This is a genomic window from Caballeronia calidae (assembly GCF_900044055.2).
GTDB lineage: Bacteria > Pseudomonadota > Gammaproteobacteria > Burkholderiales > Burkholderiaceae > Caballeronia > Caballeronia calidae.
Map to the genome: position 1 here is coordinate 1 of NZ_FCOX02000062.1, position 14692 is coordinate 14692.

The window sequence follows — 14692 nt, forward strand, 5'->3', positions numbered from 1 at the left end:
ACTTCGGTGCGAGACAATCTGCGGCATGCGTCGGTGGCGACGACGTCGATCTATTTGCACTCGGACGATGTGAAACGCGCGCGCCAGTTGATGGATGTTTTCGGCGCAAAGAAGTCGAGCGAGTAGTCGTCGATCGCTCGAAGGCCATAGAAAGTTGGAACGTCCAAAGCTTATAGCCGAGTGGCTTTGCTTTCCAGGATTAAGCATTCGATGTGCATTGTTTTGCAATGCACAATCCGCCGTTCTACTGAAAAACTCATTCGGCACCCACGCCGACCCATGTGCCGCAACATGTCTTTGATAGGCCTGATGTGGCATAGTGCGACGATGACCAATAAGGGGAAAGTGATGGCAACGCTAAAAGGACTACGAGACAAGATCGCAAAGCTTCAGGCTCAAGCCGAAGCGATCGCGAAGAAAGAGTCGTCGGCAGTCTTCGGCAAGATCCGTGACTTGATGGAGAAGCACGGCCTGACACCGGACGATCTCGCTGCCCATTTCCGTAAGCCGGCCGCGGGTCGCAAATCCGCGGGCGAAACGAAATCAGCACCGTCGGGCGTGGCCAAGTACGTCGATCCGAAGACCGGGGCGACATGGACGGGGCATGGACGTGCCCCCGCCTGGATCGCCAATGCGAAGAATCGCGACAGGTTTCTCGCCAGTGCGGCCAGTCGGCCGACGGCCGTTGCTGAAAAGAAGCCGAAAGCCGGCAACTACGTGCGCGGTCCGCAAACTCCGAAGTATCGAGATCCGATGAGCGGCGAGACGTGGAGCGGTCGCGGTCGTGCTCCGGCGTGGCTAGCCACGGCCGAGGATCGAACGCAATTTCTGATCGAAAAGCCAAAGGTCGCGTCAGGAAAATCTGAATCGGCACCTGCCAAAAAGGCGACGAAGAAGGTTGCCGTGAAGAAAGCGGCGAAGAAGACTGCAACCAAGACGGCGGCAGTGAAGAAAGCGTCCATCGCCAAGTCAGCAAAGAAGGCCGTTAGCAAAGCATCCTCGGCTGCAAAGAAGGCCGCGCCTGCCACAAAGAAGACGGCGGCTAAGAAGGCCACCGTCAGAAAAACGCCGACGAAACGCGTTGCGGCGAAGCAATCGGCGGCGGTCGAAGCAACCGCTCCTGCGGTTGAACCGAACGTAACAAGCACGGTGACCTCGGCGTAAGAGGCTACTGCAAATCATCGTTCTCGACGAAAAGCGGGGCTCAAATGAGCCCCGCTTTTACTCAGATGTGACGGATCGCGCAGGGCCTACTTGCAAATCGGCAGTCTCAGTGGGGCGCACTAAACCCTTCGCGAATTCAGTGCGGAGCAAGTGCAGCGGACGAGCTATTCCGCTTCAGCCGCGGACTAGAACGGATCGAGACGTCGGGTTAGCTGCTCCTCCTACTCTTCCATGAAGCGAATTCTGAACCCCTTGTGAGGCAATTTGCGCTTTCTGCCGTTGTATGCTCGCCTGCACGAGTGCTGGGTCTATGTTCAGCGAATGGGTATTCCCGACCCTGAACTGCCTCTCATGGCTTCTCAACATCAGCGGCTATTTCGAGTGGCCCCGCTTCCTGCGGTAAGGGAAGCGGAGATGCTCAAAGCATGGCGGCGCTTTCTGATGTACGAAAAAACATCTCGTTGATCTTGCTAGACAGATGCGCGTGAGCTCTGCTCGTGTGCTGTTCCGACAGACTCACCGCCCGCGCGACGGCTCCATGTCCTATGGCCTCAGCGATCGCTTCGTGCTCGTCCCACACTTGCGTCCGTTGCCCCGACGACTGAAGCAGCGCACCCATTACCCGTCGCAGATGAACCCAATGCACGCGCGCCGTATCCGCGATTAACGGGTTACAGGATGCGTCATAGATCGCTAAATGAAAAGCGATGTCGGCGTCAATCATTGCGCGCACGTCGCCCTCGTTTGACGCCTTGCGACCGTTAGACAGGAGCTGTTTGTCGAGTTGAATCCGGCGTTGAGCGGCGAGCGACGACGCAAGTGAATCGAGCGTACCGCGGATCTGATACAGGTTGCCGAGCCATACGGGGTCTAGCGGCGCGACCAGCACGCCGCGCCCCGGAGCGTCTCTAACAAGTCCATCCTTCTTGAGCAGGCGGATTGCCTGCAGAACGGGCGAGCGTGACACAGACAGTTGCTCAGCAAGTTCTTCTTGCGTCACACGAGTACCAGGCATAAGCGTCCCATCGGAAATCGCATCCGCGAGCGCGCCGTACACCTCGTCAACAAGGTCAGTGTGCGGCTTTAAGCGTCGAAGTCCTCCCATGCGTCACCTGTGTTCTGTATACAGAATTCGAAAACAATACGTTGTTCAGCACTCGGCGTCAATCATTTACAGCGCTAACTCATCGTTTCCACTGACACATAAGTCTGGCTCATGCGCGAATGAACAACTGTCGTTTGTCACCGCCCGATGCGGCGCTCAACATTCAGCCATCGACGAACTGAGCAGCGCCAACGCCACCGAAGTATCGAACGGCCTGCATCGTCTAACCACCCTCATAGGAGAAAACTCATGTCCAACGAAGTGATTGAAAAGCCGCAGTCGATCGTCAAACCCGGCAAGATCTCGATCTATGAGCCCGACCAAGAGGGCTTGATTTATCCGACGGTGCCCGAGTTCAAGAGCGTGGCCGAGCATCGCCAGTATCTGAAAGAGCGCCTGGTTGCGGCCTGCCGCGCGTTCGCGCTTCAAGGTTACGACTATGGCTTTGCCGGCCACTTGACGGTCCGCGACCCGGAAAATCCGAGCCTCTACTGGACGAACCCGATGGCTGTACATTTCTCGCAAGTGAAGGTGTCGAACCTCATTTGTGCGGACCATGAGGGCATCGTCGTCGAAGGAGACTACGCGCTCAACCGCGCTGGCTTCGTTCTGCATGCGGCTGTTCACGAACAGCATCAAGACATCGTCGCCATGTGCCATGCACACACGACCTACGGCACAGCCTTCGCAGCTCTCGGCAAGCCGCTCGCGCCGATCACGCAGGATGCTTGCGCGTTCTTCGAGGATCACGTCGTCATCGGCGACGAGGCCGGCAAGGTCGCAGTCGAAGTCAAGGGCGGCAATAAGGTCGCGAACGCGTTCAAGGGCGTAAAAGCCGCGATCCACCAAAATCACGGCCTGCTCACGGCAAGCCGTCACAGCATCGACTCCGCAGCATTCTGGTTCATCGCGCTCGAGCGCTGCTGCCAACAGCAACTGATGATCGACGCGACCGGCATCACGCCGAAGCTCGTGCCCGAAGACCGCGCCCGCTACAGCCGCGAGCACGTTGGCAGCGACTACATCGGCTGGCTGCATTTCCAAACCATCTGGACCGACTTGGTCGCCACCCAGCCGGACATGTTCGACTAATCGGTCGAGGGATAGGCTCGGCAGACCCGTTAGATGAGTGGTTGAACTGTTCGCCGAGCCGCAATACCAGCCGAAGCAGAGTGAAGGCGAAAAGAACACGAAAACGTCGACGCCTTCACGGGCATTCCAAACAGGAGACACATAATGAGTTCCCCCAGTCAAGCCGCATATTTTGCGGGCGATGAATCTTCCACGTATGGCAAGGTCATGTGGCGGATTTTGCCGTTCCTATTCATCTGCTATCTATTCGCCTATCTCGACCGAATTAATGTCGCATTCGCGAAGCTGCAAATGCTGAAAGATCTCGGATTTAGCGACGCGGTTTACGGACTTGGCGCGAGTGTGTTTTTCGTCGGGTACCTGCTTTTCGAAGTTCCGAGCAATCTGCTTTTGTTGCGGGTAGGCGCGCGGCGCTGGATCGCGCGAATCATGGTTACGTGGGGTGCACTCTCCGCCTGTATGCTTTTCGTCCAAACGCCGACCAGCTTCTACATTATGCGTTTCTTGCTGGGCGTCGCTGAGGCAGGGTTTATTCCCGCGATTCTGCTGTATCTGACCTACTGGTTCCCGGGCTCCCGGCGCAGTAAGGTCACCGCCCTGTTTTTGACGGGTATTCCGATGTCTGGCGTGCTGGGTGGCCCGATTTCTGGCTGGATTATGACTCGACTCTCGGGCTCATATGGCTTGGCCGGATGGCAATGGCTTTTTCTGTTGGAAGGCGTTCCGACCGTTATTCTCGGCGTCATCGCATTCTTTTATCTCGACGACAAAGTCAAAGACGCGAAGTGGCTGACCGAATCCCAAAAGGAGATGATCGAGCGCAATCTGAGCGACGAAACGCCTGAACACAGCTTGCATTCGGTTCGAGACGGCCTGATTAATCCCAAGATTCTCCTGCTTAGTGGGATTTATTTCTTCTTCACGATGGGCCTGTACGGCGTGAGCTTCTGGTTGCCTACCTTAATTAAGGCAAGCGGCGTATCGAGCCCGATGAGTATCGGCTTGCTAACGGCGGTCCCCTACAGCGCAGCCGTGATTGCCATGATCTTCGTTAGCCGAACCTCCGATGCGAGTGGCGAGCGACGCTGGCACCTCGCTTTGCCTGGACTGATTGGCGCTGCGGGATTGATTTTCAGCGTGATATTCGCGAATTCGACCGCGCTTGCCATGATCGCACTGACCGTTGGCACGATGGGCGTCATGACCACCATCTCCCAATTCTGGGTACTGCCCCCGGCGATTTTCAGCGGTGCGGCTGCGGCTGCTGGGCTCGCCCTGGCGAACTCGGTCGGAAGCATCTCGGGCGTCGTCAGTCCGTCGCTGATCGGTTTCGTTCAAACCGCGACCGGCTCTACCGGCAATGCCGTGCTCGCACTTGCAGCGAGCCTCGTAATCGGCAGCGTTCTCGTGTTCACGGTCCCTGCGAAGCTCGTCAACTCTGCTCGCAAATCGCGCAGCTGAACGAGCGTTCGAATCGGGCCGTAGGCATGGGGCGGACATGCGTGACCGTTCGTCCCATGCCTAGCCCACGCGGTCCTGAGTCAAGCCAGCGTCGGAGTGTGAAAGGTGTGGCCGGAATTCGCAGAACCTCCAAAAACAACAGTCGGGCCAGAGGCGGTTCTCGAAGCCTTCGTCAGCGTCGAGCTACAGATTCCTGATGTGAAATCGCATCTGCTAGGCGACACGGGCTTGTCTCTCCCGGTCAGCCAACGGCCGCGGAAGCTTGAGCGCTGGATGATGGCGCCGAAGCTTCCGGAAGAGCTTCGACGCTTGAGTCGCGCTCATGCGGGGTTGAGCGATTTAGAGGGCTTGCTGCGTGTCCGGCTGAGCCGCCCTGAACCTGAAGATTCTGTATGGATTCTTGCGAGGGCGACAGACAGCCTCGTGACCATCCTGGTACGCAAGGCTGTTGACGAAACCGCGACCCAGTTCACGTCGCACGTGTCGTTTCTCGCCACGCAGGCCCGCCGCTACTGTTGCGCAGCGGCCCTGTTGCTTCTAGACGAGCGCGATGGTGTCGATGAATTCGGCGTTTTTCGAGCATTCGCGCTTGAGCACGGCGAAGCCGCGCCAGTCGCGAACAAGCTGTACAAGCTAGCGGATACGCGGCCGCAATTGTTCTACGCGTATCTCCGTTGATGGCCCGCGTGGTTGCTGGATGGTCAGCCTTGAGCGGGGAACGGGCGGCGCAGGTCAAAACTTAGGTGTTTACCCATAAAGACAGCGTCGAAGTTTAGCCTTAATCTTTGTATACAGAGTTCGGACCACAGAGTGCCGTACTCAGATTCCAATCTTTGAAAGGAGCAAGTCATGAGCGTCAAGTCCGAGAAGGTCGAAAGTCAAAAGAGCGCCGGCGGCGCGCCGACTGCGAAGAAGCTGATCCCCTACGGTGGCTACTACGCGAGCAAGGTGCCCGGTCACGACCCCGAACTGACGGAGACCGGCCCGGGCACGCCGATGGGCGAATACATGCGCGCGTTCTGGCATCCGGTGTGCATGGCGGCCGAACTGACCGATACCCCGCGTTTTTTGAAAATCCTGGGAGAAGAACTGGTCGCGTTCCGCGACGGCAGTGGTGCAGTCGGCGTCTTGCACGCCCACTGCGTGCATCGTGGCGCATCGCTCGAATACGGCAAGATTCTTGATAAGGGCATTCAGTGCTGCTACCACGGCATGGTGTTCGATGTGGACGGCTCGTGCCTGCATGTGCCTTTCCCGAAGGGCGAAGAAAAGGAAGCCGAGAAATACGCGTGCTCGATTCAGCAGGGAGCGTACAAGGCCGTGGAGCGCAACGGGCTTGTCTTCGCCTACATGGGGCCGCCGGACGCAGAGCCGCCGTTCCCCGAGTGGGAGGGTGATTTCACGGTCGCCCCGGGCGATGAACTCGTTCCGTATAGCAACTTCCAACACTGCAACTGGCTGCAGGTGCAGGACAACGCGGCAGACAACTTCCACCCGACCGCCCTGCACGCAGCGAAAAACGTGGTGAACGGAAAGTTCCAAGAGACCACGTTCGACGAGGTCGGCGCAGCATCGATGGAAGTTGCGCCGGACATGCAATTCGTGCCGGTACAAGGTGGCCGAAGCCTGGCCTGCGCTGGTGCGCGCCGTGTCGACGACGATCGCCTGTTCGTTCGCGTGCAGCATCAGGTGTTGCCGAATTTGAGCCTCCACGCCTACACGTCCGAAGACGGTCAGAAGAAGAAGCTCTTCAGTCGCTTCCACATCATCCGCTGGACCGTCCCGGTCGACGACGAGAACAGCAAGATGATCGGCTGGCGTGTCATGGGTCCTGGCATCGACACCCGCGGCGTCGGGAAGAAAGAGCTTGTTGGCTACGAGAGCATCGACTTTCTCGACGGTCAGGTCGCCATGCGTCGTCCGGAGCGCTTCGGTAAGTACAAAATCGAAGATATCGTTCCGATTCCCCCGAACCATCGCGAGCGTGCGAACTATAGAGATGCACAGCACGCGCCGGGCGACTATGAGGCGATCATCAGCCAACGTCCTATCGCGGTCCACGCACTCGAAAACCCGACCAAATTCGACGCGGGCGTCTACCAGTTCCGGAAGTTGCTCCGCGACGCCGTGCGCGGGACCAACGCCGCCGCGTCGGCGAAAGGCTTTGCAGAATGGTTCAGGGAAAACGCGGGCGCGCCGAACAGCTTCTGTACCGGCAATGTCTTCGACATTCCAATCGCTGCAACGGTCGAGGACGAGGTTGTACAACGCCGTGCTGTGACCAAGAAGGTCGTCGCCATCCTCGCGGAAAGCGAAAGCCTTAACCTGAAGGGCCAGGAGCGTGCCGACTTCGTGCGTGCGAAGCTGGAGGAGATGGAGCAGTCGACCAAGGGGTAAAGCAGTTACGGACCGAGCGGGTCGGAAGTGCCCTTACTCGCTCGGTTTAACCTCAGCTTCATGGACAGCAGCAGATAGGAACAGAAATGGACACCGTAATGGAAGAGCCGAACCCCACGAAGACGACGCTGAAGCTCTTGGTCAAGCAAATCCGATTTGAGGGAAAAGGAATCAACTCTTACGAACTGGTTGACCCTGAAGGCGAGGATCTGCCCCCGTTCGACGCAGGCGCTCACATCGACATCTACGTCGGCGATGGGCTCATCCGGCAGTATTCCCTTTGTAACTCCCCGAGCGATCGCAAGCGCTATGTCATCGCGGTATTGCGCGACGAGACCGGTCGAGGCGGCTCGAAAGCCGTTCACGACAAGATCCGCGTGCAGGACATCGTGAAGATCAGTGCGCCGCGCAATCACTTCCATCTGATTCCCGATGCGAAGAAGGTCATCCTCATCGCCGGTGGAATCGGCGTCACGCCGTTGAAGGCGATGGCTCACGAACTCGAGGCGAGTGGCATCGACTTCGAGATGCACTACTGTGCTAAGGAGTTCGCGTATGCAGCATTTACGGCGGAACTCGAAGCGCTACGAGACCGCGGAAAGCTCCGCTACCATTTCGACGGCGGACAGCCCGGCGCTGGCCTCGACATCGCTCGTTTATTGAGCGAACCGACTCCTGGCACGCACGTGTACTACTGCGGCCCCGGTGGATTCATGAATGCGTGTGCAAATGCGTCCACCCACTGGCCTGCAGGCACCGTCCATTTCGAGCATTTCAAGGCTCCCGCGCGCCCGATTAGCGAGAAGGAAGCTTCTGAGGCCGCCGGCGACTTCGTCGTGAAGATTGCCAGTTCGGGCCAGGAGATTCCTGTTCTTCGGGATCAGAGTATCGCCGACGCGTTGAGCGCTGCGGGCGTTACGGTGGAGACCTCGTGTTGCGCCGGGTTATGCGCGACCTGCAAAGTCCGCTATCTGGAGGGAGAAGTCGAGCACAACGACTTCATCCTGAGCGACGACGAAAAGACCGAGTACCTCACGACTTGCGTGTCGAGAGCGACGAGCAAAGAACTGGTACTTGATCTGTGAGATTCCGCTAATACGGGATAACTCCGGCCCCCGGTCCTCTCTATCGTTGTGCCTGTTCAGTTCAAAATCAAAGGCAATGTGGAAATGAAAGTCTTCTACGACAAAGACGCAGATTTGACGCTGTTGAAAGATAAGAAAGTTGCAATTATCGGATACGGCTCGCAAGGGCATGCACATGCGCTTAATCTCAAAGACAGCGGCATCAACGTAACCGTCGGCTTGCGCGAAGGCCCGTCGTGGGCGAAGGCACAAAACGCTGGACTCAAGGTGAGCTCCATCGGCGACGCCGTCGACGACGCTGACGTCATCATGCTGCTGCTGCCCGATGAGCACATCGCAGAGGTCTACCAAAAGGAGGTTGCCCGTCGCGCCAAACAAGGCGCCGCGTTAGGTTTCGCACATGGCTTCAACATTCACTATGGTCAGGTGGCGCCGCGTACCGATCTTGATGTGATCATGATTGCACCGAAGGCACCCGGGCACACTGTCCGCAGCACCTATGCCGAAGGCGGCGGCGTTCCTCATTTGATCGCGGTCGCACAGGACTCGTCCGGTACGGCTCGGGCGATTGCTCTGGCATACGCCGTCGCAACGGGCGGCGGTCGCGCGGGCATCATCGAGACGACGTTCCGAGAGGAGACGGAGACGGATCTGTTCGGCGAACAGACGGTGCTCTGCGGGGGCACCGTCGACCTAATCAAAGCCGGATTCGAAGTCCTGGTCGAAGCAGGATATGCACCGGAGATGGCCTACTTCGAGTGCCTCCACGAGCTTAAGCTGATCGTAGATCTCATCTACGAGGGTGGCATCGCCAACATGAACTATGGCATTTCCAATAATGCCGAGTTCGGAGAGTATGAAACCGGACCACGCATCGTCACGGCAGAAACAAAGGCTGCCATGAAAGAGGTTCTGCGCGATATTCAGACCGGCGAATATGCGAAGAGCTTCATCCTAGAGAATCGCGCGGGCGCACCGACCTTGGCGGCACGCCGACGCCTGATGGCCGAGCATCCAATCGAGACCGTAGGTGCTCAGCTACGTTCGATGATGCCGTGGATTGCGAAGAACGCTTTAGTGGACAAGTCAAGGAACTGATCGTCAACACCAGTAACACTCCCCGCGTGGCCCGATCAAGTTTTGCAGAGACCGGGCGGGCCGGCGCGTGTCCGCAAAATCGCTGAGCTTCGTTGATCCAACTTACGACGCGACGCATATCAACCGTAGTCTGGAGGAAAGCATGTCGGAACATGTATACAAGCTCATTGAATTGACGGGTTCATCGCCGACTTCCAGCGATGACGCGGTCCGCGTTGCGTTGACAAAAGCGTCAACCACCTTGCGACATCTGCACTGGTTTGAAGTCGTTCAGACGCGTGGCCAAATCGAAAACGGAAAAGTTCTCCACTGGCAGGTCACGGTCAAAGTTGGGATGCGCATTGAGCACGTATCAGACGAGTAAAGCGACCGAAAGCGGGCTCGGTGCTGCGGTCGGGCACCGGGCGGTCCTTTGCAGGTCTTCTCGTCGTTGGGGACGATATGCGCGTCTCGATCGCGTACTCGCCGGACCGAGCGGAGCGACCGATTGCCACCAACTATTGCATGTGGTAGCACGCAGCGATATGCTGGAGAATTCAGTATCCAAAGAGCAAAATCATGGCCGCCAATCTGGTCAAGCTTCAAGCGCGCACCGACTACGTCGACGAGGTTTATAGGGTCCTGCTAGACGCGATCAGCGATGGCTCTCTCACGCCAGGGACCCGTATTACGCAGGAAGAAATCGCTGAACAGCTCGCGGTTTCTCGCTCGCCAGTTCTTCAAGCGCTTCGTCTTTTGAAGAAAGACGGCCTAGTCATAGATGCGCCGGGACGTGGGCTGCTGGTTGCGCCGTTGGATCCAGGCTGGATCGGGCACCTCTATGAAATCAGGGGGGCGCTCGACTCTCTCGCGGCGCGACTTGCCGCGCAAAAGCGCTGGAAGATCGACCAGCAAATTATGACGAACGGTAGGAAGGTGGCGAAGGGGCGAGATGTGACCGCAATGATCGAAGCGGACGTGGCTTTCCATTTTGCTATTTATGCCGCGTCAGGAAATCCTCTGATCGCGGAGACAGCCCGGTCGCATTGGGTTCATCTGCGGCGAGTCATGGGGGCTGTTCTTCAATCATCGACGCAGCGCAAGTCGATCTGGGACGAGCACGCGGCAATTGCGTCGGCCATCGCCGATGGCGACGAGGCGCTTGCGATGGAACTCAGCGAGCGTCACGTTCGGATGGCGCGCGAAAACCTCATTCCTCGAGTTGAGGAAGTCATCGCGCACCAACAGTAGAAATCAAGTCGGATGCCATCGTCCTGGAGTTCGACACGCATGAGAACTTGCAACGATGAGGCGCATCCCGAATTTTGTTTTGTTGCGCGCGTTTGAAGCCGCGGCCCGTCTGCAGAGCTTCACGCTCGCTGCAGAAGAACTACATTTGACGCAATCCGCGATCAGTCATCAGGTCAAGGAACTCGAGGAATATTTCGGCCGTAAGCTCTTCCATCGACGGAACCGCCGGGTTGAGCTCACACAGGAAGCGCTTCGGCTGCAGGAGAGCCTCGGCCGCGTCTTCGACGTCATTGAGGCGGCTTGCGGCGACGTGGCGCTCTCCTCGAAAGCGCAGGTTCTGGCAGTCCACTGCGCGCCAAGTTTTGCTGCAAAATGGCTTGGCCCCCGCCTACCTGAGTTTATGCGGGAACATCCGGACGTGACGATTCGGCTGTCATCGAGCGCCGAGGCCATCGATCTGACCCAGCTGCAAGACATAGACGTCGCCATCTCTTACGGATACGCGCTAGAGCGGCCCGGCATCATGACTTCGGCAATCGGGCGTGAACGCATCGTTCCCCTTTGTTCCCCTGCCTTGTTAGACAAGAGTGAGCCGCTGATCGAGTTCATGGCATCTGCGACGCTCATTGACTCGCAGTTAAGCCGCGTCACCTGGCCCGAGTGGTTCGTCCTCAACAACATACCGCTACCGACGCAGCCAAGACCATCCTTTGATAGAGCCGCGCTTGTGCTGTCGGCTGCGGTCGATGGTATGGGCATCGCGCTGGAGTCGGTGAGACTGGCGGAACGCGAACTGGCGCGAGGCGACTTGGTTGAACTAGGAGCCGATATCTTTCGACCGCTTGCGCGCGAAACACACTTTCTCTCCTATCGAATGAGCGATAAGAACGTAGAGAAGGTAAAGGGTTTTCGCCGCTGGCTATGGGAGAAAGCCGGACTTGACCTTGATATGGTGTCCCCATAGTCGACTTCCTTCCGTCCTTGATTCGAACTGTCGCGTGAACCGCTTGAGCGGTCCAGACGACAAAGCGTCGGCGGAAAACTACACGCTGGCGAACGAGCGACTCTGAGAAACATACCTCCTCACCTGTTTCGTTCCAAGGGCACGCCGGATTCTGACCGATACGGATCGACACCGTTTTGTGGGAGGCGAGCCATGTGCTACGGACCCGGATCGGCTCTAGCAGACCTGCTGCAAACTCGCTCGCTATCACGGGACGAGCACGGCTACACGGCTCAATGACTTCCAGCACTTCTGCGCCGATTCGGAAAGCGACCCGAACAACGCCTTGGCGAAGTGCGTATCTCAGCGCCCGAGTGCCGCGCGCGCCCGAATGAGCGCCATCCCCCTGATCGATGCTAGAAACCTGATGCTAGCCATTCTCACGCGTGTTCAGTTCGCGCACGAGAACTGGCTTGATGAGTTGGGGTATAAGTAGGCACTTACCGTGCGTTGACGTTCAAAGGCTTGTCCAGCAAGGCTGCCTCAAACGGCTGTTTCTTTTGACATCTCACACGGTTGCGTTTCTACGAAGCGCTCGTGCTGCGGCGGAACGTCAAGCCAATGCCTCATGCCGACCCTCTCCTACCTTTCGACGCGCCGCTGACTGGATGGCCGAAATTGCTTGCATAACGGCCATCCATTCAGGTATCCCGGCGCGTCGCGGACTTTCTCATGCCGGCTGCTGATTCGACAGATGCCTATTAGCGACGGTGTCGTGCGCAAGCGGCACAATTCCCCGGCCTTCGAGGAGAGGCCTACTTTGTGTACCTGCGAATTGCCTCGTATCAAAGCTTTGCGCACACTGAATTGCCGTCAGGTCGGGGGATGCCAAGTGCTGGCGAACGAAACGGTGCGCCAGTTTGCTGACCGATGCAGAACGATGGATCCGACAGCGGCCCCCGAGGTCCATCAACCCCGCGCCCGCCGTACGCACCTCCGTGAGTTGACCAGATCAAGCGCTCTTCGCATGGCTGGTTCGAGGAACATGCATCGTGCGTCGCGAGTCTATGTCGGCAATACCACCCATGGCCCGATGCAATTGCACTTCACGATCACGGACTTCGATCTTCGTCCATTCGACGCCACACGTCATTCAAGCCGTCCCCGCTTCCGTTCCCACCTCGTACCGCTTCATCACTTCATGCCAGATCGCGCTGATCTTCTTTGCGATGTCGTCGGGATCAGGGAAGGCCTCGCTGATCAGCGCATCGTTGTTGATGTAACGCTCGCTCAGCGTTTCGATGGTCATCGTGATCAGGATGCGGATGGTCCCGGCATACTCGATCCGCTCGGCCCCCGTGAACTCGTGCCCGCGCCGCCGCCCGGAGACGTGCACGACCTTCATCGCCCACTGGTCGTTGCGCTGCTCCCGGATCTTGCACAGTTCGGCATTGCGATGAATGGCCGTGAACAGGTTCGCATTCGACGCATAGGCCCGCGAGTACCACAGGTTCGCCTCCAGAATGGCATCGTAGGCCGGCAGGTACCGCGAGCTGCTCACGCGGCTGCCCTCGATATATTCGAAGAACATGCTCAGCACCTCGAAGACACAGCTTTCGATGTCCTTGAAGTGGTTGTAGAACGTGCTGCGCGCGAGGCCCGACTGCTCCAGCAGATATTCGACGGTCGGGTTTTGCGCGGGATTGTCCTGAAGGAAACGCGCCGCGATCGTCATGAAGACATAGCGCGTGCGCTCGCGTTTCGTCAATGACCGGTCCAGCGCCTTGGTCGCGAGCATCTCTTCGAACCGAAGCGACGACGGGACGTCGCGTGCCTCGACAGGCGACTCTGCCATCATCGGACTCCCTGTGTGACGTTGATAGCGCTGCATTTTACCGAACACGGGAACCGGGTCAGCGCGCCCGGGAAACCGGCATTTCCCGGAACCGCGCAACATCCAGATGGGCGGCCTGGCGCCCCGCTTCGCCTTCCACGATGAGCCGCGCCACCGCCTCGCCGATCGCCGGCGAGAACTTGAAGCCGTGTCCCGAGAACCCGGTCGCGACGAGCGTGCGCGCGCCCTTCGCGCCCGGCACGCAGCCGAGCAGGCCCTCCCCGTCGGGGGTATACGCATCCATATAGACGCCGATGCGCACCGGGTCGCGGCGCAGGTCCGGCGCGACCTCGGCCGCGGCGTCGCGCAGATGCGCCAGCTCGGCGTCGGGCAGGCTGCGCGGCAAAGCGTGCGGCGCGTCGATCGCGGGCCAGCCGCCGATGTTGCAGCTGCCCTTGACGGTTGCGCCGTCCATGCTCGGAAACATGTAGAAATAACCTCTCTCGAAGAGATGCATCAATACGATCGAGTGTTCGATGTCGTAGCGGACCGGCTCGCGCGGCGCGAACCAGCAGAGCGATATGCGCCGCGTCACGAGCGGCAGCGCGGCCAGCGCCGGATCGAACGAAGCCCAGCCGCCCGGTGCCATCACGACATGAGAGAACGTCTCCCTCGTATCGCCGACGTGCAGCTCGACGTGATCGTCGAACGACCCGATGGCATCGACGCGCGTGTAGGCACGGAGGCTCGCGCCGAGCTCGACCGCGCGCTCCACCGCGGACAGCACCGCGAGATCGGAGCGCAGCGCGCCGCCTTCGGGATCGAACAACATCATCTCGTCGGGTGCGAGATGAAACTGCGGGAAGCGCTCCAGCGCGACGCCGCGCGCCAGCGCTTCGAGCCGCAAGCCGAACTGCTCCGACGTCTCGCGGATCGCGCGCATGCCGGGCGCGTGCGCCGCGCCGATCGTCGCGGCGCCGGTCTGATACAGGAGCCGCTGACCGGCTTCCGACTCGAGTTCGCGCCACATCGCAAGGCTTTCGCGCACCAGCGGCACGTGCGCCGCGCCTTCCTTGCAGGCGACCCGGAAGATGCGGCTCTCCCCTCCGGCCGCGCCGCGATCGTGCGCGGGCGCGTAGCGGTCGAACAAGGTTACCCTGACGCCGCGCCGCGCGAGACGCCACGCGCTCATCGCGCCGATCACGCCGGCACCGACGATGGCGACGTGCACAGAAGTCGAAGAAGAATCGGGCATGCTGGAATCGCTCGAAGAAGAAGGAAGG

At 59.0% G+C, this 14692-nt stretch carries 13 protein-coding genes and 1 pseudogene; 11 read left to right on the forward strand and 3 right to left on the reverse strand.

Annotated elements, in window-relative coordinates; genetic code table 11:
* A pseudogene (locus AWB78_RS33830) lies at positions 1–126 on the forward strand (tyrosine-type recombinase/integrase); the annotation flags it as partial.
* A 165-nt stretch (positions 127–291) separates the two neighbouring features.
* Entirely contained in the window at positions 292–1164 is an 873-nt protein-coding gene (locus tag AWB78_RS33835; protein WP_232477987.1) for an H-NS family nucleoid-associated regulatory protein, read from the forward strand.
* Positions 1165–1582: 418 nt separating this feature from the next.
* Here the strand turns inward: AWB78_RS33835 and AWB78_RS33840 are convergent, their stop codons facing one another.
* On the reverse strand, positions 1583–2269 hold the full coding sequence (locus AWB78_RS33840) for a GntR family transcriptional regulator (protein ID WP_062610984.1): 687 nt from the start codon (positions 2267–2269) through the stop codon (positions 1583–1585).
* Positions 2270–2518: 249 nt separating this feature from the next.
* Between AWB78_RS33840 and AWB78_RS33845 the strand changes: the two genes are divergently transcribed.
* The 9 genes from AWB78_RS33845 to AWB78_RS33885 all read left to right on the forward strand — a co-directional run bounded on the left by AWB78_RS33845 (position 2519) and on the right by AWB78_RS33885 (position 11596).
* Positions 2519–3361, forward strand: a complete 843-nt coding sequence (locus AWB78_RS33845; RefSeq protein WP_062610985.1) for a class II aldolase/adducin family protein — start codon at positions 2519–2521, stop codon at positions 3359–3361.
* A 144-nt stretch (positions 3362–3505) separates the two neighbouring features.
* Entirely contained in the window at positions 3506–4822 is a 1317-nt protein-coding gene (locus AWB78_RS33850; protein WP_062610986.1) for an MFS transporter, read from the forward strand.
* A 105-nt stretch (positions 4823–4927) separates the two neighbouring features.
* The gene (locus tag AWB78_RS33855; RefSeq protein WP_062610987.1) at positions 4928–5500 is read left to right on the forward strand and encodes a hypothetical protein; all 573 of its coding nucleotides are present in this window, start codon (positions 4928–4930) and stop codon (positions 5498–5500) included.
* Positions 5501–5671: 171 nt separating this feature from the next.
* Positions 5672–7219: a Rieske 2Fe-2S domain-containing protein gene (locus AWB78_RS33860; protein ID WP_062610988.1), complete on the forward strand. Its 1548-nt coding sequence runs from the start codon at positions 5672–5674 to the stop codon at positions 7217–7219.
* An 86-nt stretch (positions 7220–7305) separates the two neighbouring features.
* Positions 7306–8304, forward strand: coding sequence for a PDR/VanB family oxidoreductase (locus AWB78_RS33865; protein WP_062610989.1), 999 nt, complete (start codon positions 7306–7308; stop codon positions 8302–8304).
* Positions 8305–8388: 84 nt separating this feature from the next.
* Complete coding sequence (ilvC, locus tag AWB78_RS33870) at positions 8389–9402, forward strand: ketol-acid reductoisomerase (protein ID WP_062610990.1); 1014 nt, start codon at positions 8389–8391, stop codon at positions 9400–9402.
* A 142-nt stretch (positions 9403–9544) separates the two neighbouring features.
* A complete protein-coding gene (locus AWB78_RS33875; RefSeq protein ID WP_062610991.1) occupies positions 9545–9766 on the forward strand; it encodes a dodecin in 222 nt (73 codons plus the stop codon).
* 194 nt (positions 9767–9960) lie between these two features.
* Positions 9961–10632 (forward strand): GntR family transcriptional regulator, encoded by a 672-nt coding sequence (locus AWB78_RS33880; RefSeq protein WP_062610992.1) that lies wholly within the window; start codon positions 9961–9963, stop codon positions 10630–10632.
* Between the two features lie 55 nt (positions 10633–10687).
* Positions 10688–11596 carry a LysR substrate-binding domain-containing protein gene (locus AWB78_RS33885; protein WP_062610993.1) on the forward strand — a complete coding sequence of 303 codons (909 nt, stop codon included), beginning with the start codon at positions 10688–10690 and terminating at the stop codon, positions 11594–11596.
* Positions 11597–12728: 1132 nt separating this feature from the next.
* Here AWB78_RS33885 and AWB78_RS33890 read toward each other — a convergent pair.
* Both AWB78_RS33890 and AWB78_RS33895 read right to left on the reverse strand, forming a co-directional pair.
* Complete coding sequence (locus AWB78_RS33890) at positions 12729–13433, reverse strand: TetR/AcrR family transcriptional regulator (RefSeq protein ID WP_074173595.1); 705 nt, start codon at positions 13431–13433, stop codon at positions 12729–12731.
* A 55-nt stretch (positions 13434–13488) separates the two neighbouring features.
* Positions 13489–14664, reverse strand: coding sequence for an FAD-dependent oxidoreductase (locus AWB78_RS33895; protein ID WP_074173596.1), 1176 nt, complete (start codon positions 14662–14664; stop codon positions 13489–13491).
* Positions 14665–14692: the final 28 nt, after the last annotated feature.

Bases quoted from the DNA above. Each gene is read 5' to 3' on its own strand.
- AWB78_RS33835 (WP_232477987.1), top strand. From the start codon at position 292: ATGTCTTTGATAGGCCTGATGTGGCATAGTGCGACGATGACCAATAAG.
- AWB78_RS33840 (WP_062610984.1), bottom strand. From the start codon at position 2,269: ATGGGAGGACTTCGACGCTTAAAGCCGCACACTGACCTTGTTGACGAG.
- AWB78_RS33845 (WP_062610985.1), top strand. From the start codon at position 2,519: ATGTCCAACGAAGTGATTGAAAAGCCGCAGTCGATCGTCAAACCCGGC.
- AWB78_RS33850 (WP_062610986.1), top strand. From the start codon at position 3,506: ATGAGTTCCCCCAGTCAAGCCGCATATTTTGCGGGCGATGAATCTTCC.
- AWB78_RS33860 (WP_062610988.1), top strand. From the start codon at position 5,672: ATGAGCGTCAAGTCCGAGAAGGTCGAAAGTCAAAAGAGCGCCGGCGGC.
- AWB78_RS33865 (WP_062610989.1), top strand. From the start codon at position 7,306: ATGGACACCGTAATGGAAGAGCCGAACCCCACGAAGACGACGCTGAAG.
- ilvC (WP_062610990.1), top strand. From the start codon at position 8,389: ATGAAAGTCTTCTACGACAAAGACGCAGATTTGACGCTGTTGAAAGAT.
- AWB78_RS33875 (WP_062610991.1), top strand. From the start codon at position 9,545: ATGTCGGAACATGTATACAAGCTCATTGAATTGACGGGTTCATCGCCG.
- AWB78_RS33880 (WP_062610992.1), top strand. From the start codon at position 9,961: ATGGCCGCCAATCTGGTCAAGCTTCAAGCGCGCACCGACTACGTCGAC.
- AWB78_RS33885 (WP_062610993.1), top strand. From the start codon at position 10,688: ATGAGGCGCATCCCGAATTTTGTTTTGTTGCGCGCGTTTGAAGCCGCG.
- AWB78_RS33890 (WP_074173595.1), bottom strand. From the start codon at position 13,433: ATGATGGCAGAGTCGCCTGTCGAGGCACGCGACGTCCCGTCGTCGCTT.
- AWB78_RS33895 (WP_074173596.1), bottom strand. From the start codon at position 14,664: ATGCCCGATTCTTCTTCGACTTCTGTGCACGTCGCCATCGTCGGTGCC.